Annotated in this window: 15 protein-coding genes; 3 read left to right on the top strand and 12 right to left on the bottom strand. The window is 43.6% G+C overall.

What is annotated here, in order from left to right; genetic code table 11:
- Window positions 1-8: 8 nt before the first annotated feature.
- Window positions 9-371: a hypothetical protein gene (locus FKN16_RS04120; RefSeq protein WP_170902064.1), complete on the bottom strand. Its 363-nt coding sequence runs from the start codon at window positions 369-371 to the stop codon at window positions 9-11.
- Between the two features lie 481 nt (window positions 372-852).
- Between FKN16_RS04120 and FKN16_RS04125 the strand changes: the two genes are divergently transcribed.
- On the top strand, window positions 853-1410 hold the full coding sequence (locus FKN16_RS04125) for a DUF3750 domain-containing protein (protein WP_134646691.1): 558 nt from the start codon (window positions 853-855) through the stop codon (window positions 1408-1410).
- 51 nt (window positions 1411-1461) lie between these two features.
- On the opposite strand, the gene FKN16_RS04130 is transcribed toward FKN16_RS04125, so the two are convergent.
- The 7 genes from FKN16_RS04130 to FKN16_RS04160 all read right to left on the bottom strand — a co-directional run bounded on the left by FKN16_RS04130 (window position 1462) and on the right by FKN16_RS04160 (window position 9321).
- Complete coding sequence (locus tag FKN16_RS04130; RefSeq protein ID WP_170902065.1) at window positions 1462-3039, bottom strand: sensor domain-containing diguanylate cyclase; 1578 nt, start codon at window positions 3037-3039, stop codon at window positions 1462-1464.
- A gap of 189 nt (window positions 3040-3228) precedes the next feature.
- Window positions 3229-3705, bottom strand: coding sequence for a heme-degrading domain-containing protein (locus FKN16_RS04135; RefSeq protein ID WP_161444701.1), 477 nt, complete (start codon window positions 3703-3705; stop codon window positions 3229-3231).
- A complete protein-coding gene (locus tag FKN16_RS04140) occupies window positions 3702-4742 on the bottom strand; it encodes an oxidoreductase (RefSeq protein ID WP_170902066.1) in 1041 nt (346 codons plus the stop codon). The genes FKN16_RS04135 and FKN16_RS04140 overlap by 4 nt, the downstream gene beginning before the upstream one ends.
- Before the next feature lie 11 nt (window positions 4743-4753).
- The gene (locus FKN16_RS04145; protein ID WP_170902067.1) at window positions 4754-5527 is read right to left on the bottom strand and encodes a DeoR/GlpR family DNA-binding transcription regulator; all 774 of its coding nucleotides are present in this window, start codon (window positions 5525-5527) and stop codon (window positions 4754-4756) included.
- Window positions 5528-5714: 187 nt separating this feature from the next.
- Window positions 5715-6716, bottom strand: coding sequence for an HAD family hydrolase (locus tag FKN16_RS04150; protein ID WP_170902068.1), 1002 nt, complete (start codon window positions 6714-6716; stop codon window positions 5715-5717).
- 159 nt (window positions 6717-6875) lie between these two features.
- Complete coding sequence (locus FKN16_RS04155; RefSeq protein WP_170902069.1) at window positions 6876-7958, bottom strand: hypothetical protein; 1083 nt, start codon at window positions 7956-7958, stop codon at window positions 6876-6878.
- 40 nt (window positions 7959-7998) lie between these two features.
- Window positions 7999-9321, bottom strand: coding sequence for an anaerobic sulfatase maturase (locus FKN16_RS04160; protein WP_170902070.1), 1323 nt, complete (start codon window positions 9319-9321; stop codon window positions 7999-8001).
- Between the two features lie 177 nt (window positions 9322-9498).
- Between FKN16_RS04160 and FKN16_RS04165 the strand changes: the two genes are divergently transcribed.
- Window positions 9499-10287, top strand: coding sequence for an SUMF1/EgtB/PvdO family nonheme iron enzyme (locus FKN16_RS04165; protein ID WP_170902071.1), 789 nt, complete (start codon window positions 9499-9501; stop codon window positions 10285-10287).
- A gap of 59 nt (window positions 10288-10346) precedes the next feature.
- Here the strand turns inward: FKN16_RS04165 and FKN16_RS04170 are convergent, their stop codons facing one another.
- Complete coding sequence (locus FKN16_RS04170; protein ID WP_170902072.1) at window positions 10347-12668, bottom strand: multiheme c-type cytochrome; 2322 nt, start codon at window positions 12666-12668, stop codon at window positions 10347-10349.
- A gap of 393 nt (window positions 12669-13061) precedes the next feature.
- Here FKN16_RS04170 and FKN16_RS04175 point away from each other — a divergent pair, with 393 nt between their 5' ends.
- Window positions 13062-14627, top strand: a complete 1566-nt coding sequence (locus tag FKN16_RS04175) for an arylsulfatase (protein WP_170902073.1) — start codon at window positions 13062-13064, stop codon at window positions 14625-14627.
- A gap of 179 nt (window positions 14628-14806) precedes the next feature.
- On the opposite strand, the gene FKN16_RS04180 is transcribed toward FKN16_RS04175, so the two are convergent.
- The 3 genes from FKN16_RS04180 to ectB all read right to left on the bottom strand — a co-directional run bounded on the left by FKN16_RS04180 (window position 14807) and on the right by ectB (window position 17980).
- Window positions 14807-16228: an aspartate kinase gene (locus tag FKN16_RS04180; RefSeq protein ID WP_005393366.1), complete on the bottom strand. Its 1422-nt coding sequence runs from the start codon at window positions 16226-16228 to the stop codon at window positions 14807-14809.
- 84 nt (window positions 16229-16312) lie between these two features.
- Window positions 16313-16699, bottom strand: a complete 387-nt coding sequence (locus tag FKN16_RS04185; RefSeq protein ID WP_005393369.1) for an ectoine synthase — start codon at window positions 16697-16699, stop codon at window positions 16313-16315.
- 15 nt (window positions 16700-16714) lie between these two features.
- Window positions 16715-17980, bottom strand: a complete 1266-nt coding sequence (ectB, locus tag FKN16_RS04190; RefSeq protein WP_065646776.1) for a diaminobutyrate--2-oxoglutarate transaminase — start codon at window positions 17978-17980, stop codon at window positions 16715-16717.
- Between the last annotated feature and the right edge of the window lie 16 nt (window positions 17981-17996).

Raw genomic sequence — 17996 nt, forward strand, 5'->3', positions numbered from 1 at the left:
ACCAAGTATTAACGCAAAGTAATACTGGTGAATTCATCATTTTCAATACCAACCACTAAAGGCTTTTCAAGCTGATCGCTGTTCATCAATACGGTGGTATTTAGCTCTCGACTTGATCTGCGTATTTTGCTTTTTCTGATGATATGTATATTCACAATGTAATCGGAATATTCCTTCGTGACTCCTCCAGAAAACTCCACATGTTCACTTTCATTATCTTGAACCACATGAAATTTTCGATTTGCTTGAATATCAGCGCTGAGTGAAGAGTCACCATAGTTCAGTACAACGGACGTTGGTTCACTATCTTGATGGGCAAAACAGCCAAATGCGAACGTGCATAATGCAAGTATACTTTTTGATTTAAACATTGGTTATTCAATTTCTAGTTATTTTTCTGCCATTTGCATTACCAAACAGCACTCCTTCCGTAATCGCACATTGTGCCACAGGTGTACGCAAGTCTCTAAATACAGTAAAAGGATGTACGATAAAATTCCGCTAAAAATGGGGGAATCACAATACATCTGAGGATAAACCAGCCTATTTAATCGCCACCAACAACACCCAAGCAATTGTTTTTATTGAATTTAAAAGTAATAAACAATGTAAGCAATATACGTACAAGCTCTTACTTTTTCATACGCAACTAAGCGAGTTAATAGAGAAAGACAATATTTTCTATGCCACATGTTACAAATCTACTCATCTCATTATCACGTATGATCCGATATTGTGGCACTAGCCTTCCCTTCTTTTTAACGAAGGGAAGTTTTAACAATAAGGCTTGCACCTATTTTATAGCTAAAATCAATAAAGCATTTCCAACATCAGTTGGTCTAGGAGCGATCAATGAAAAACTCTCTCAGTTTTACTCATCTATTAAAAGTTGGTTTGATATCAATCGCAGCTTTGATGGGTGGATGCACTCAAGGAGATTGGCGTACCGCAAGCAGAGAACCTGCCGGTATCGCGCCCGACCCTTCCAGTGTAAAACATGCCGTAATTGAGTTTTATGCCGCAGATGCATTTGGTTGGCGAGGCTGGTTTGCGGTGCACACTTGGTTTGCGATAAAGCCTGAAAATGCGAACGAATATACCGTGTATGAAGTGGTCGGGTGGCGCGTGAATCGTGGACAACCCGCTCTGTATCAATACCAAACGGGCACACCAGATCGCTACTGGTATGGTGCGAAGCCAGAAAAAATACTCTCAATACAAGGTGAAAAAGCCGATAAACTTATCCCAAAAATACAAAGCGTTATCAACCAATACCCTTGGGCTGAAGAATACACGTTGTTTCCAGGACCAAATAGCAATACTTTCCCGGCTTGGGTGGGCAAGCAAATTCCGGAGTTAGAACTCGACTTGCCATTTAGAGCAATTGGTAGCGGCTACGCCAACGAGTAAAACAAAAGCTTGGTAACTGGCGCGTTTTACGTTCAGCGCATAGCACTATACCTATTGTGCGTCTTCACCCAACTCGGTTCTGTTTCTTCCGTTGCGCTTTGCTTTATACAGAGCGTTGTCAGCGTCTTTCATTACCGCTTCAATTGGCATATCGTTGCCTTTCCAGTGAGAAACACCAAGTGATACCGTTACCTTACCAACGACCAGGAAATCGTGTTTTTCTACGTTATGCCTAATCCGCTCTGCGACATCAACCGCGTGATGAACATCCGTCGCTTCAAGGAACATCATGAACTCTTCCCCACCGGAACGGCAAAGATGATCATTCGCTCGGGCTTGCTCTTTCATCAACTGAGCGAATTCTTTGAGTAGATTGTCACCCACATCATGACCATAGTTATCATTGACGCTCTTAAAATGATCAATATCCAAAGCTAAAATAGAAAAAGCGGTGTTTTCTTGCTTAAACAAGCCTAGAACTTTGTCTAAGCCGCGTCGATTTAACAACCCAGTCATCGCGTCTGTTAGCGTATCTAATTGTAGCTTATCAATGGTTTTTGAAACGATACCAAACGCTTTGAGAAAACTGAGCTTCAAATGTGAAGCCTCAAAATACCAAGACTTAACCAGCTTCAAATCATCGATGGATGAAGAGTGTTCTTCCACTCCTCGAACAGCGCCAGCCAATTGCCATAATGGTCTTGAAATAAGTAGAGAGAAGAACCAGATCAACAGCAGAGTTAATAAACCAATTGGAATCGATTTGAAAAATACACTCCACATCTGCTCATCTAGCACCGTTAACGTCATTGATTTCGGGCGCTGAGCGACAATTCCCCACCCTGATGATTCAACTGGTGCATACCCTGCAAGCATTTCAACACCGCGAGAGTTCACAATTTCTTTGTTACCACGCTGACCCATTGTCACGGCGTTAATTGCCATATTATCGTTGATCACTTCACCAACCCGCGATTTATCTGGATGGTAGATCAGAGTATTGCTTTCGTCCACAACGTAAAGGAAAGAGCCATCTTTGTAAGCATGCTGGCTAAGTAATTCCGCAAGAATATTGTCTTTCTCTAAATAGATAGTACCGCCGATATAGCCTAAATATTCATTGGACTGAGAAAATATAGGGTATGAGATCGTTAACAGATAATTTCCTGCGGGTGAGATGAATGGCTTAGTGACAACGGGCGCTTGAGCATTTAAAGATTGACGTTTTCTTTCACCAACGAGCTTTACACCTTTCACCTGAAGTGTCTCTGGTGATACAGAAATAATGACGCCTTTCGCATTAACGACAACCACAGAGTTGAATGATTTGGTTTGCTTTCTTAGCCTCTCCGCCTCTTCGTCAAGAAACTGAGCATCGTGCATCTTATCTTGTAGCAAGTTCGCACTGTATTTTAGCTGCGACATTGAGCTTTCTATGAAAGAGTCCGTCATTTCTGACATTTTTTGCGCATAAACGCGGTTGGACTCTAACGTGTTATTGATGATGAGATCTCGTTGCACTCGATAGATCGAATAAAACGCATTGATCAAAGTGACAAGCACACTGAAAACACACAGGATTACAATAAGGTTTCTAAGATTAAGTTTTTCTTTTCTTCTAAAGGACATTTGCCAACTGCCAGCTTCGATGGCTTTTTGTATGAATGAGCGTATAGGTTATATGAAATCGATTTAATTTTCAGGTAGGAAGTTGGGAGCAATATTAAATATTTTCTCACATAATAGGACGCAAAATGAGCTAATAAGAGAATTCAGTGACACAAAATAAATGCCGTGCCACTGTAATATCGAACAACTTTAAGCAAGCTCTGTGCTGGTCATTACCATTGTCTTTAATACATCGACAACAAGCTGATGATCATCTAACTGCGGTAAACCCGATACCGTCACAACCCCAACTAAACCAGAACCCAAGATTCGAATCGGGAACGCGCCGCCATGAGCACAATACTCACGCGCATCGAGATGTGGCTGATTTTCAAAATCACGCTGCTTTTGCTTATTGTATAGCGAGAGGTAGTAAGAGCTGTGACCATATCTCAATACTGAGTTTCGCTTTCTACGAACCCAATCCAAATGGTCAGCACACGTTCCTGTCATCGCGTATTGAAATAGCGTTTGTCCAAAACCGTAGACCTCAATAGCCACAGCCGCGTCACAGGCTTCCGCCGCTTCTTTTAAAGCTAAACCAATAGACCACGCAACTTGGTGGTTAAACTCTTTCAATTGAAGCTCATGCTCTTGTTGAGCGACGAGCTCAAGCGTTAAGCTCATGATTTCACCTGAATCGTTTTACCCGTTTTACTGCTTTCCAATGCCATCTCAATCAGAGCGATATTCTGTACTGCTTGAACGGCAGGAACCGGGTTATCAGTACCCAAACGAATGGCATCTGCTACACCAACAAAATAAGCTTGATACGCACCTCTCTCCGTTTTGATAGTTTGCGCACCGTCTTCGTCGTAGCGGACACCGTATAACGCCTCGTCCTCTTCCGACCAAGCATCGTTCTCCGGTAATCGGCCTTCTTTTAAGTAACCTTCTTGAGGATCTAATCCGTATTTTTCATATTTAGCCTCAGTACCCAATACTTTATAACGCAGGTTTGGTTCTGGGCTGTATAAGTTTGAATGTAAATGCACAATATGGTCTGGGTAATGAAGCACTAAGTTGTAGTAATCAATCGTCGTCGCGCCCGGACGCATCATTCGACACTGTGCGTCTATCGCATCTGGCAAACCAAATAACACCAAGGCCTGATCGAGAAGATGGGGAGCAAGATCGAATAAAATACCACCGCCATCTTGAGCCTGCTCTCGCCAGCGTTGACGAACTTCAGGACGGTAACGATCAAAGTGCGACTCAAACAGCCTCACATCACCTAACTTACCTTGTTCGATAAGCGATTTAACGGTGAGAAAATCGCCATCCCAACGCCTATTATGAAAAACGCTCAGAGCCAATCCTTTTTCTTCTGCTAAGGCGATCAACTCATTCCCATCTTCTATGCGCGTTACAAACGGTTTTTCGACAATGACATGTTTCCCATTGTTCAACGCGCGCTTTGCGAGCTCGTAGTGCACGTCATTTGGCGCAGTGATGATCACAAGCTCAGCGTCACTGTCATCGAGTAAAGTATTGGCATCAGCAAACCACTGAGCATCTGGCCAATCATTTTGGACCGCTTCCTGTTGACGAGAACTTATTGCGCTCAACGTCAAGTTTGGCAGTGCTTTAATGAAGGGTAAGTGGAAAGTTTTTGCTGAATATCCGTAACCAATCACGGCGGTCTTTACGGGATCGTAAGCCATACTAAGATTCCTTATTTCGGTGAAACAACAATACATTCAATATCATTGTGGTCGAGAAGTTGTTGAAAATCTGATTGAGGAGCATGATCGGTAATAACGATGTCGATCTTTGACAAATCACATACATGGTGAAAATTGTCGCTTCCAATTTTGCGGGATTCACAAACGACAATGACTTGTTGAGCTTGCTCTATCATGGTTTGTTTCATGGTTGCTTCTAGCTCATTATTTGTCGTCAACCCTCGGGATGACAACGCGCACACACCAATAAACGCCTTATTCACATGATATTGCTTCATTTGCTGTTCTGCTTGTGCCCCCAAGATCGCTCTGGCGTAGGGGTCAAAGTGTCCACCTAAGAAATGGACGTCCATTGATTCACTTTTTTCAGCAGCGAGCAGTACGTCAATACTGTTGGTGACCACGTTGAGCTTATCTTCTTCACAGCGTGCTTTTTCTACGTAAAGTGGGAGCAGAGATAAGATAGTACTGGTATCAATAACAAGGTGGTCACGCTCATCCACAAGCTTAGCGGCCGCTTGAGCGAGGCGATGTTTAGTGTCACTAATTGGTCGATTAGAGTACGCCTCTGTAGAGGAAGATATCGGGGCAAGCATGACGCCACCTCGGATTCTTTGTAATCCCGGTAGTTGGCTCAACTTGACTAAGTCTCGACGCGCTGAATCTCGCGAGATGCCAAAATACTCGCAAACTTCCGATAACGTTATTTTGTTTTGTAGCTCTAGCTTGGCTCTGAGTTCTATCAATCGCTCTTCTTGCGTCATTACTTAAATTCACTTAAGTGGTTTTAAGCAATAATGCCACACAGCAATCAAATAACCAATACGGACGCACGCAATATTTGCTTATGCTGATACCAAACAGAATTGTTAAGTTGAGGAGATGAAGAGCGTTTTGCTCATCACCCCCTATCACCAAATGTTTGGTGTAATGTTTACGTTGGCTGGGTCGCTACTTTTTCATGGCTTCTTTAAAAACTTGATTCCAATCTTGTTTCATATCGACAAACAGCCAACCTTGCTCTTCACCCACTTTAAATGATTTGTCTAATTTCCCCACGTGAGAGTCTTTATCATACGCCCATTCACGCTTGTCATCCGTGTGATGGATAACCGCTGAAAATCGTGGGCCAGACCCCGCTTTAGTCCACTCTAGCATTTGTAAGTCACCGTCAGAATTACCAAATGCCATCACCGGGCGCTTACCAATGAAGTTCTGGATCGTGACAGGCTTCACCGCTTTATCATTCACAAAATCCATTTCTGGCAAGCGTTGAATCGTTGGCTTTCCATCAACGACCTGATACTCCGCTTTTAATGTCGTCCCAACGATATTTTGCGTTGGGATCCCGTACACTTCTGGTGCCCAAACACGCATGAAATCAATGCCACCTCCAGAAATTATATAGGTCTGGTAGTCATTTGCTCTCAAGTAGTCGAGTAACTCAAGCATCGGTTGATAAACCATTTCAGTGTATGGCTTTCCCGTCGTAGGATGAATGGCCGTTTTCATCCACTCCTTCACTTCTTGATGGAACTGATCAGTCGACATTCCAGAGTGAGTCGCCATAACAAGCTGCATCACACCTTCAAGGCCTTGCTTGCCAACCCCCTCCAAGTCACCTTTTATTGCCGAAGCAAAAGGTTCTGTTGTTTTCCAATCAGGATGCTCAGAGGCCATCTCTTTCACTTTATCGATCGCAAAAAACAGCTGTAGATAAACGGGTTTTTCTGCCCACAGCGTCCCGTCATTATCAAACGTAGCGATCCTTTGGCTTTCAGGAACATAAGCGTCCGAGCCTTGAGTCGTCGTTTTAGTAACAAACGCCACAATAGCTTGCTTCGCACCAGTGTTGTTCCATGACGGCAGAGGATCTTGCACATCAGCAGCAATGCTATAGCTAGACAGAGCAAAACTTGTCGCAAGGACAATCACCTTTAACTTTATAGCCATTTTAATTCCTTATATTGAGGTACGGGATGCAAATCCAAATGAAAGTATAGTTCACGATTAACAAGCGCAATTCAGAGCAACATATGTAACGACACCAGAAAGTGACCTTGTAACTAGAAACACGCTTTAATTAAAGAAGCTTACTGATAAAGTGTTGAGTTAGCTGGCGTCAACCTGCTCTGAAGTACTTTGACGTCCCTTTTTCTGATTAAGCTCATCAATCACGTAATCCGGAGCTACTTTCTTAAGTTCCGCTAAACACTGTTCAGACTTGGGGTTATCGTACCGAATGTAGATATCACACACTGCATAAAGCTGCTCCGGCGCGCCAGAGATCAAATAAGCTTTTTCAAAAGCGTCCACAGATTTTTTAAGATCTAACTCTTCTTGCAGAACACCATTTAAGTACCAAAAATAACTGTTGTTCTTTGCCATGTTAGCGGCCTTTTCAATTTCGCTAGCGGCATCATGCTTCTCACCAAGTCTTACTAGCGCCAATGACTTCGAGTAATGCAAAGCAGCGTTATCAGGAAAAAGTGTGATTGCTTCATCAAGTACTTGGATAGCTTGTCGATCTTTTTGTTGTGCTCGAAAATTGTCCGCGTAGCTTAACCAGACTTGCGGGTTACTTGGCATCAGCTTGGTTAGCTCTGGATAAATCAATGCCGCTTTGTCCCACTCTCGATGCCAACGATATACATCGGCAAGGAGTAATCTAGAAACGTTGTCAGTTTTCTGCGACAAGTAGGATGTTAAATCAGTCACCGCGCCTTCAAGTAACTGTTGCTGCTCCGAACTTAAACTGGCGTAATCTCGAACCAAGTTTATCGCTGCGGTAATTCGAACCATTGCATCGTCATCACTTAGCAACGGGGAAACCAGACGCCAGCGATGCTCTATCATATAGGGTTGAGCTCCTACAATTGCTGCTTCACGAATTCCAGCATCTGCATCTTTCAAACCACGAGCGACGGCAACCAAAGCGTTTTGGCTGGGGTAGTTGGCTAGTTCACGTAAAGCATCAATACGCTTTTCTGAAGACAACTTCTTGTTTTGTGCATCATAAGACAATTTTTCGACTTGCTGTGCTAGCGTCATTGGTTCTTCTTGAGATGCTATCTCAACGGGTGAAACTCTATCTGAATTGAGCGGAGGTTTATCTTGAGCCCAAACGCCTTGGCTTAACGCTACACTCATCGTGAACGTTAAAAGTGACTTCGTAAAATGCGTTATCTTTTGCATTGATTAGACCTTACTTTTATAAAACTGGACCAGTTGAATCTTAGAACTTAGTGTCAAAAACAGGTTGATTAGACGCTTTCAGGTGCAAAGCCTTATCACTGTATTTGCCGTGTACCACAGGGTTGCCCATCGCTCGTAAAATGTACGCCATTGATTTGTCGACATGCGCAAAAAACTTCTTCCAACCTGCACATAGATAGTTAAGGCCGGGCTCACCTTCTCTGGTGCGAATAAAGCGGTTTTTAGGGCATTCTCCAAAGCATGCAAACTGATAATCGCAATGAACACACTGCTGAGGCAGTGTACGACTTTTAGCAAACCCGAATTTCTGCTGGTCAGGGCTATAAGCGAGAGTATCGAGTTTTTCGCGGTGAATATTTCCGACCTTGTATTCCGGGTAAACATAGTGGTCACACGCAAAGACATCACCGTTTGGTTCCATTGCTAAACCTTTGCCACAGATTTCACCTAGCGTGCATAGTGGGTTTTTTCTTCCCATCCATGTTTCCAAACTCGCTTCAAAATACTGTACAAAAACGTTACCAATATCATGCACGACCCACTCATTGAATATCGCGATAAGGAAGTTACCCCATGCTTCATCCGCCACACAAAATGGCTCGACAACCGAATCCTTATGGCCGGGAATCAGACGTTTATCACCTTGCATTAGTTGCTCATTGGGCTTCCAAGTTTGTGGCGCTGTTGTTCTGAAAGTTTTCTGCTCAACAATCGGAATAAACTGCATTTGAGGGGAACGTACTTCATCTCGTAAGAAGCGATACACTTCCAATGGGTTACGGCTGGTCAAGTTGTTCACACACGTGAGCGTTGCAAACTTCACTTCATGCTTATGTAATAGCTCAACGGCGTTCATCACTTGTTTAAATGTGCCTCTTCCCGCTCGATTTGTTCGGTAAGCGTTGTGCATCATCTCAGGGCCATCGATGCTTAAACCGACGAGAAAGTGGTTCGCTTTTAGGAACTCGCACCACTCATCATTAAGAAGCGTGCCATTGGTCTGAAGATCGTTGGAAATCGTAATACCATGAGGGCGGTATTTATCTTGTAATTCAACAATTCTTTTGAAGTAATCCAACCCCAGCATGGTTGGCTCTCCACCTTGCCAAGAGAAGATAATTTCAGGTGTGTTCTGCCCTTCTATGTATTGGCGGATATAGCTCTCTAAGGTTTCATCATCCATTATTGGCGAGCACCCTTGCTTATATTCCAACAAATCTTGTTTGCTTAAGTAATAACAATAAGTGCAATCGATGTTGCAAGCAGCACCAATGGGCTTTGCCATCACATGTAAACGCTTAGATGCTTTTCCGTTGAACTGAGGCCCTTGAGTTATGTGCATTCATCACCTTCTTAGTTGCTAACCTGTCCCCAATGATGTCAAACCTAATCATCGAGTTAATCGCCTAGGGTGATGATAATGTTCAATTATTCTCGGCGCTTGTTATAGTGTGTATAACCGTTTGTTATGGTTTTGCTTGCTAGACTTTCTGACCAAAGTCGTTGACGGAGTCGCCGAATGAAGCATCCCAAAAGTAAGATTATTTCCTTTGTCTCAACCATGTCGGTCACGCTGATAATTAATGGGTGTGCAACAACCCCACCACACTCTCTCGCTCAGAAAATCGATCGAGATATGGTTCTTGTCGAAGGTGGGCAGTTTACGATGGGCGCAGATAATCCATCAGCCAAAAAGTCAGAACGCCCAGCTCGCACTGTTAACGTTGATGGATTCTATTTGTCAAAATTTGAGGTAACTCAATCGCTCTTTGAAACTGTCACTGGCTCCTCTCTGAGCTACTTTCGAGATCCAAATACACCCGTCAATAATATTAGTTGGCAACAAGCCAATTATTTCATTAAGAAATTGAATGAAAAAACGGGAGAGCATTACCGTCTACCAACAGAAGCTGAATGGGAGTTTGCCGCTAAAGGCGGAATTTTAAGTAAAGGCTTCACTTTTTCTGGATCAAACAATATTGACGATGTGGCTTGGTATGCGAATAACTCGCACAATAAGGCTCATAAGGTAGGTCAAAAGCAACCAAACGAGCTCGGGTTGTACGATATGACAGGTATCGTAGGCGAGTTTGTGATTGATGCTTTTGACGAAGGTTATTACAAAACAGCGCCCAGTGATAATCCGGTAAACGCAAAAGAGGAAAAAGAAAGCCTTGCACACAAGTCTGTACGTGGCGGCAGCTTTGCTTATGACGCAGACGAATCTGAAAACTATCGCCGCGATTTTGCCAGCCAATCCGTCATTATGTCTGACATGGGCCTTAGACTAGTGAAAGACGCTGATTGAACTAAGTAAGAAAAAGTGGCGCGATAAAGGCTCCACTTTTTACTATTGGTGTTTAATCTCTACAGATTCGTAATAGATGCTTTCAGCTGATCAATAGTCTGCTTAGGAGCATAATTACTCAGCTCTTTTAGACACCTATCGAAAGCAAAAGCGACAGCGCCTTTTTTATGATTTCTCGCTAGAACTTCGCATTTAGCATATAAATGTTGAGGGTTCCCACCGACTTTAAACGCAGTCTGCAATGCCTTACTGGCTTCCAGAACGTCACTTTTTTCTAAAGCTAGACCATAAACATACCAGTAGTGAGCGTTAGTCTTTCCTAGTTCTGCGGCATGTTTAAGTAGAGCTTTGGCCTCATCTTCCTTTCCTTGGCGTAACAAAGAAAGACCGGCACTGTAAGGTAATGAGCTGGATTTAGGCTGAGCTTTCATCCCTTGTTGTAACACCGAGAGCGCAGCTTTTTCTTTCCCAAGGCGTCTATACAGGTCCGATAAATTCACGTAACTATTTTCGAAATAAGGCTCGATACTTATCGCTTCTTGGTATAACGCAATTGCCTTATCGATTTCGCCTAAGCTGCGGTATACATTTGCCAAATTGGTTCTACCAAAACCACGATCGGCGTTAAACTTTTGAATGTCCATGTACTCTTCAAGCGATGGTTGAATCCTATCTTTTTGTAACGGCGTCATTTGCGCATAGCTGGTCACTAATACCGAAGCCGCCTCCGCCCTCACTGAAAGTACGGGATCATCCAGCAGTGGTTCTAAAATTCGCCATCGATCATGAAACTCATAACCAGACGAGCCCGCGACTGCGCCGAGTCTAATCATTTCATTCTCATTTTTAACGGCCCTTGCGAGCGAAACTGTCGTATTTTGGTCAGTATTACCGCCCATTCGCTCTAATGCAGAAGCTCGTATGATGTCTTTTAATGATGAATCCTGAGCAGAGTAAGCCAGAGCATTCGCCGCCCCTTTGTGCCCAATTACATCGGCATAAAACGCGACAGCAAAGTGTTGTTGATTGCGGTATTGAGAGTGAGGAAACCATTCGGCTATCTGCGCATCCGCCCACTGGTTACTCTTATCCTCATGACAAGACGTACATACATTGGGCGTGTCGATGTGTTTACTCAAGTCAGGTCTAGGTACGTGCCAACTGTGGTCTCTACGAGGATCGACTTGCATATAAGTCGTTTCTGGCATGTGACAAGTCGTACATTGTGACGCTTTGGATCCCGCTTCATGGAAGGTGTGATTTTCTGGAGTATATTCTGACGCAATATGGCATTGTGAACATACCGCCTCTTCTGGGATGTTTAGTTTTGCCGAATGAGGATCGTGGCAATTGGTGCATGTTACGCCTTTTTCAGCCATTTCAGACTGAAGAAATGAACCGTAAACATAGTCTTCATCGTAAATTTGGCCATCGTGGTAGTAGAGTTCTGGAGTGATCAGGCTTAGCCGATATTTATCGAAAAATGAGCCTTGAATGTGATCACCTGTCTCATTTAACTGCGTTCGACGGCTGTGACATTGTGCGCACGTCTGAACTTGATTTGTTTCTGCGATTGCTTTTGGTTGTAACGTTCTGTGGCCCTTCTCAAATACCCACTCGGTTACCGCTTTAGATAAATTTCGGTCAAAACCATAGTGACTATCTGTATCGAAAGAGCCTCCTGTAGATGCGGATTTTTTCGCCAACTCGATGTGTCCACTTGCAGGGCCATGACACGCTTCACAACCAACATTGATCTCGGACCAAGACGTATTGTAGGTATTTTTGATTGCGTCATAGTTCTTCTTTAAATTGGTCGAATGACAGTCTGCACACATGAAATTCCAATTTTGCCCAGTGTTAGTCCAGTAAAACTCATCTGTCGTTGTTGTCTCTGGATAGAGGTGAAACCAGCGCTGACCACCTTCCGATTTCGTCCTTGAATCCCACGCAAAAGGAATGAGCTGTACACGACCGTCTTCAAACTCCACCATATATTGCTGTAACGGTTCCCAGCCAAATGTGTAGCTAATTTTATAATCATGCCGTTGACCATCAGGGCCTTGAATATTGACCCAATACTCCTCGCCTTGTCTAAAAAAACGGTTGGGTTGCCCATCATGCGTCACTGTGCGGTTATCAAAATCACCTTGAACAGATTCTGAGTTTGCATGTTTCATTGCCATATCGTGATGAGAGCCCTTCCAAGCCTCCACCTCTTGTTGGTGACATTCCGCGCACGCTTGCGTGCCAACATATTCCAACCCAAGCTTCGTGGTATTTTGGGGGCTCTCTATCACTGATGCCTGGGGAAAAAACGAACCACTCACCATGACGATACCCAGAAATAGACACCGAAACCGACCTGCCCACTGACTCATAACTATCCTTAGTATTTAGATGGTGCAACTTGAATCAATATAGTCGCTAACCCCTTGGTTATACAAATAATTAGAAGTGAAAGGCTTTCAAAATGAGTGCTCCATTCTTCGTCCCCCGATTAGGGAGTATCTCGGTGTTTTTGCTGAAACTTTATTCGTCTCACCAGCAATCGGCAATGGTGTTCATTAGTGACCCATCTCTATTTTTAAAACCTCCCCAAATCATTAGAATGACAAGTATTTTTATTTAGAAACAAATAGTTAAATACCCTCAATAACTTATGGTTATAAAGAGTATAAGAGGATTTTTCTATACACATCATTAACTTATGCAGCACCTAAGCATAAGGTTTACTTGTGCTTCTCGTTACTCTCAACCACCTGGAGTTTTTTATGGCAAACCAATTGAGAAAAATCGCAGTAGGCGTCGGGCTGTTAGCAACGTCCAGCGCAGCGATGGCGGCAGACAAACCCAACATACTTGCAATTTTCGGTGACGATGTCGGTTACTGGAACATCAGCGCATATAACCAAGGTATGATGCGTTACAAAACCCCTAACATCGATCGTATCGCGAACGAAGGTGCTTTGTTTACAGACCATTACGGCCAACAATCTTGTACTGCGGGTCGAGCAGCATTCATTACTGGCGAAGAACCATTTCGCACTGGCTTGCTGACGATTGGTATGCCGGGTTCCGACCATGGGATTCCAGATTGGGCACCAACTATTGCTGACTTACTAAAAGAGCAAGGTTATATGACAGCTCAGTTCGGTAAAAACCACTTGGGCGATCAAGATAAGCACCTACCTACCAATCATGGTTTTGATGAATTCTTTGGTAACTTGTACCACCTTAATGCAGAAGAAGAGCCCGAAACCTACTATTACCCTAAAGACCCAGAGTTCCGTAAAAGCTATGGTCCTCGTGGTGTAATTAAATCTTATGCCGACGGTAAGATTGAAGACACTGGCCCAATGACGCGTAAACGCATGGAACACGCGGACGAAGAGTTCCTCGAAAGCACTTTATCGTTTATGGAGAAAGCTGTTAAAGCAGATAAGCCTTTCTTCATCTGGCATAACTCTACGCGCATGCACGTGTGGACCCGATTACAAGAGAAGTACCGAGGCAAATCCGGTGTTAGCATTTACGCTGATGGCATGTTAGAGCATGACGATCAAGTCGGCGTATTGCTCGACAAACTCGATGAGTTAGGCGTTGCTGACAACACCATCGTTATTTATACAACAGATAATGGCGCGGAGACCATGACTTGGCCTGATGGGGGCGCAACCCCATTCCGCGGTGAGAAAGGCACGACTTGGGAAGGCGGTATGCGTGTGCCTCAACTTGTGCGTTGGCCTGGTGTCATTAAGCCAGGAACGAAAATCAACGAAATGATGGCTCATCAAGACTGGTTGCCAACATTGTTGGCGGCAGCTGGCGTTCCTGACGTGAAAGAAAAGCTTGCTGAAGGTTACAAAGCAAATGGTAAAGACTGGCGTGTCCATATAGACGGCTACAACTTCATGCCATACTTCGAGGGAAAAGAAGAGAAAGGACCACGTGAGTCTCTGCTCTACTTCACCTCAAATGGTGAACTAAACGCAGTACGCTGGAATGACTGGAAACTTCACTTTGCAACTCTAGAAGGAAACCTAAGCGACGCCGTGCGATCTGTACCAAACTGGCCTAAGATCATTCACTTACGTGCTGACCCATTTGAAAAAGGTCCTAGCGAGTCACAAATGTACCTACGTTGGATGGCAGACAACATGTGGTTGTTTGTACCAATTCAAGACGTTGTTGGCGACTTCTTTAAAACGTTACCTGAATACCCAATGCAACGCGGTACAACTATGAACCCTGCTTCTTTAAATTACGACTCTTTGCAGATGCAAGAAAAGATGCAGCAGTTAGAAATGCTTAAACAGGAAGTGAATAAAGTTAAGTAATTTAATTAATCACTCTAGATTGCGTTACTGAGCCAGCAGAGCTCTGCTGGCTTATCTGTATCTCTACGGACACACTTAGCTCGGTAGTTCACTCCATGCAAAACGGGCTATATTGAGAACACAGAAAAACAAAAAAGGAGAGCAAACCTGCTCTCCTTTGTATTTTAACCATGAATAAACTAAGCCACATTAACCGATTTAGTTAAACTATTGCTCTGAAAGAATTCATCATGTAATGCGCAAATCGCACGCTGATATTCTTTATCACCCACTACGAACTGAACGTTTACATTTCTCATTGATGAGTGAAGTGCAACTGGCGTTACGCCATTGTTCATCAAAGAAAGTACACCTTTCGCCAGTGTCTTGTTGGTGTCAATTTGAGAACCGATGGCTGAAATCAGCGCGACCATACGGCCTTTAATCGACGCATTCGGATAGCGTTTTTCAGCTTTATACAATACTTTGTTCAAGCTATCAGTACTGCCACCTAGATAGTAAGTAATAGAGTTCGCGTTCATCTCTTTACCAACTAAACTTACGCGAGCATCAGAGATAATTTCCATTAATTCGTAGCTAACGTTATCGGCTTTTCCCACCATCGCTTGGTCAAACAAATGCAGTGCAAACACTTTTTCTTTACCTGCGATAATTTCGACTTTGTCTTCTTCTGGGCGGTAGCTTGAAGAGATCAAAGTGCCTTCGTGTTCAGGTTCAAATGTATTTTTGATCTGTAGCTCAATACCACTCTCGCGTAAACCTGCGGCTGCATTTGGGTGAATCGCTTCCATGCCAAGGTTAGCAAGTTGGTCTGCTACGTCATAGTTTGTACTACCAATTGGCAAAACTTTTTCAGGACCAACAACACGCGGGTCTGCAGAGCTCAAGTGATATTCTTTGTGAATTACCGCTAAATCCGCTTTTGTTATCGCTGCAATTCGGCTAAATGTCATCTCACTATAACCTCGGTCATAAGTGTGCATTAGGCCTTCCTTACAGTAAGCATAACCTGTAACAATTGGCAGTTCTTTTGACACATCGATATCAGCAAACGCATCACTGATCGATTCATCAAGGCTTCTTGGCGCTTGATTGTCCCAACCGGACAGGTCAACGAACTTAGCGTTAATACCCATATTTTTTAGTTTCAATGCCGTGTTGTAAGCACTGTGCGCCTCACCGATAGACGACAGAAACTCTCGAATTTGAGGCAAATACTGACGTAGCGAAAACTGACCGTACTGACAAGTTTCTAAAATGTTCGCAATACAGTTTTTCGCTTCAGCAATACGTGAGCGAATGAATTTATCTGCACGGATACGATTCATTGGGTCCGCGAAAATATTTTCATTTGTGAGCAGCATACGGCTTTCAACGTATGCTAACGCTTCTTCCCATTTGTCATCACGTTTCGCGATAAGCTGATAAACACCTGGCTTACTGGTTTTTTTACATTCGAGTAGCGCGTCGGTCATACCGCCATATGCAGAGACGACAAAGATACGATTGTATGGCGATTTAGGACGAAGAATAATGTTGTCGAGAACAGCATCAAATGCTGTCATTGATGTACCGCCGATTTTTTCTACGGTAAATGTCATGATAAGCCTTTTTTGATTGGTAACTTTAAAAGAAAAAAGAAGAGATAGTTGATCGTGGGGTGACAAGCACCCCACCTCTATCTTTTAGTCAACGAGAGGATAAACACCGTTTTCATCGTGCACTTCAGCGCCGGTAATTGGTGGGTTGAATACACACGCCATTACCATTTCTTTATTCTTATAAGCTCTCAAGTAGTGCTCATCGTGTTTATCAAGGATGTATAACGTACCCGGTTTAATCGGGTAAGTTTCTCCACCAACGACTTCAATTTCACCTTCACCGCTCATACAAAAAACCGATTCTAGGTGATTTTGATAGTGAATGTGTGTTTCAGTACCTTCATAAATCGTAGTAATGTGGAAAGAAAAACCCATGTTGTCATCTTTCAACAACATACGGACACTTTCCCAGTTATCTGAAACCACACGTCGCTCACTGTTGCGACACTCATCGAGTGTTCTGACGATCATAATTAATAATCCTTATTAAGATGCTTGTTTGAAATGTTTCGCAGCAATGGTTTCCACTGCACTTTCAAAGATGCTTAGTCCTTGGTCTAGTTCTGACTCGCTAATCGTAAGTGGGCAGAAGAACTTAACGACTTCGTCGTCAGGGCCAGCTGTCTCAATTACCATTCCGTTTTCGAAACAGTTTTTCGCGATTTCAGATGCCATATCACCGTTGATACACTCAATACCAACCATCATGCCGCGACCTTTTTTCTGTACAAACATTTGTGGGAAGCGACGAACGCAGCGATCAATAACAGCACTTACTTTGTCTGAACACTGCTTGATGTGTGTTTCAAAGTCATCATTTGCCCAATAAATTTCTAAAGCTTTCGCCGCGGTAATAAATGCATGGTTGTTACCACGGAACGTGCCGTTATGCTCACCTGGCTTCCACTGGTCTAACTCTGGTTTAAGTAGAACGACGGCCATTGGCAAACCGTAACCACCGATCGATTTCGATAGCGTCACGATATCTGGTTGAATATCTGAAGGCTCAAAGCTAAAGAAAGTACCTGTACGTCCGCAGCCAGCTTGAATGTCATCGACAATCACAAGAATGTCGTTGGCTTTACAGATTTTGCTCAAACGTTGTAACCACTCGTTTGAAGCAGCATTTAAACCACCCTCGCCCTGCACAGTTTCAAGAAGTACAGCGGCTGGTTTATCCATACCTGCAGAGTTGTCGTTTAGCATGGTTTCGAACAATGCTAGACCATCAACGCCAGCGTAACCTTCAAATGGAATACGAGTGACGTTACTTAAGCTAGAACCGTTACCTTGTCTGTGATGCTGGTTACCCGTTGCAGCCAGTGCGCCAGCTGTACAACCGTGGAAACCGTTGGTAAATGCAACGACGCTGTCGCGACCTTTTACTTTTTTCGCTAACTTAAGTGCTGCCTCAACGGCGTTAGTACCAGTTGGGCCAGTAAACTGGACTTTGTAGTCCAAGTTTCTTGGTTTAAGGATGTAAGTATCCAACGCTTCAAGAAACGATGCTTTCGCTTCTGAGTGCATATCCAAACCGTGAGTAATACCGTCCATCTCAATGTACTCAAGCAGTGCTTGCTTAAGTACTGGGTTGTTATGGCCGTAATTTAGAGATCCCGCTCCAGCAAGGAAGTCTAAGTATCGTTCACCTTGTTCTGTTTCCAGCCAGCAGCCTTTCGCTTTACGAAAAACGACTGGGAAATTGTTTGAATATGAGCGTACGTTGGATTCCTGCTTTTTGAAAATATCCATGATGAGACCGTTTTTA

Origin of the sequence: Vibrio sp. 11-4(1) (genome assembly GCF_013048625.1) — a bacterium.
Taxonomy (GTDB): Bacteria; Pseudomonadota; Gammaproteobacteria; order Enterobacterales; family Vibrionaceae; genus Vibrio; species Vibrio diabolicus.

What these genes read in the sequence shown, in the direction of transcription:
- FKN16_RS04160 (WP_170902070.1), bottom strand. Translation starts at nt 9,321, where the DNA reads ATGCACATAACTCAAGGGCCTCAGTTCAACGGAAAAGCATCTAAGCGT.
- FKN16_RS04185 (WP_005393369.1), bottom strand. Translation starts at nt 16,699, where the DNA reads ATGATCGTCAGAACACTCGATGAGTGTCGCAACAGTGAGCGACGTGTG.
- ectB (WP_065646776.1), bottom strand. Translation starts at nt 17,980, where the DNA reads ATGGATATTTTCAAAAAGCAGGAATCCAACGTACGCTCATATTCAAAC.
- FKN16_RS04120 (WP_170902064.1), bottom strand. Translation starts at nt 371, where the DNA reads ATGTTTAAATCAAAAAGTATACTTGCATTATGCACGTTCGCATTTGGC.
- FKN16_RS04150 (WP_170902068.1), bottom strand. Translation starts at nt 6,716, where the DNA reads ATGGCTATAAAGTTAAAGGTGATTGTCCTTGCGACAAGTTTTGCTCTG.
- FKN16_RS04180 (WP_005393366.1), bottom strand. Translation starts at nt 16,228, where the DNA reads ATGACATTTACCGTAGAAAAAATCGGCGGTACATCAATGACAGCATTT.
- FKN16_RS04140 (WP_170902066.1), bottom strand. Translation starts at nt 4,742, where the DNA reads ATGGCTTACGATCCCGTAAAGACCGCCGTGATTGGTTACGGATATTCA.
- FKN16_RS04170 (WP_170902072.1), bottom strand. Translation starts at nt 12,668, where the DNA reads ATGAGTCAGTGGGCAGGTCGGTTTCGGTGTCTATTTCTGGGTATCGTC.
- FKN16_RS04130 (WP_170902065.1), bottom strand. Translation starts at nt 3,039, where the DNA reads ATGTCCTTTAGAAGAAAAGAAAAACTTAATCTTAGAAACCTTATTGTA.
- FKN16_RS04135 (WP_161444701.1), bottom strand. Translation starts at nt 3,705, where the DNA reads ATGAGCTTAACGCTTGAGCTCGTCGCTCAACAAGAGCATGAGCTTCAA.
- FKN16_RS04155 (WP_170902069.1), bottom strand. Translation starts at nt 7,958, where the DNA reads ATGCAAAAGATAACGCATTTTACGAAGTCACTTTTAACGTTCACGATG.
- FKN16_RS04175 (WP_170902073.1), top strand. Translation starts at nt 13,062, where the DNA reads ATGGCAAACCAATTGAGAAAAATCGCAGTAGGCGTCGGGCTGTTAGCA.
- FKN16_RS04125 (WP_134646691.1), top strand. Translation starts at nt 853, where the DNA reads ATGAAAAACTCTCTCAGTTTTACTCATCTATTAAAAGTTGGTTTGATA.
- FKN16_RS04145 (WP_170902067.1), bottom strand. Translation starts at nt 5,527, where the DNA reads ATGACGCAAGAAGAGCGATTGATAGAACTCAGAGCCAAGCTAGAGCTA.
- FKN16_RS04165 (WP_170902071.1), top strand. Translation starts at nt 9,499, where the DNA reads ATGAAGCATCCCAAAAGTAAGATTATTTCCTTTGTCTCAACCATGTCG.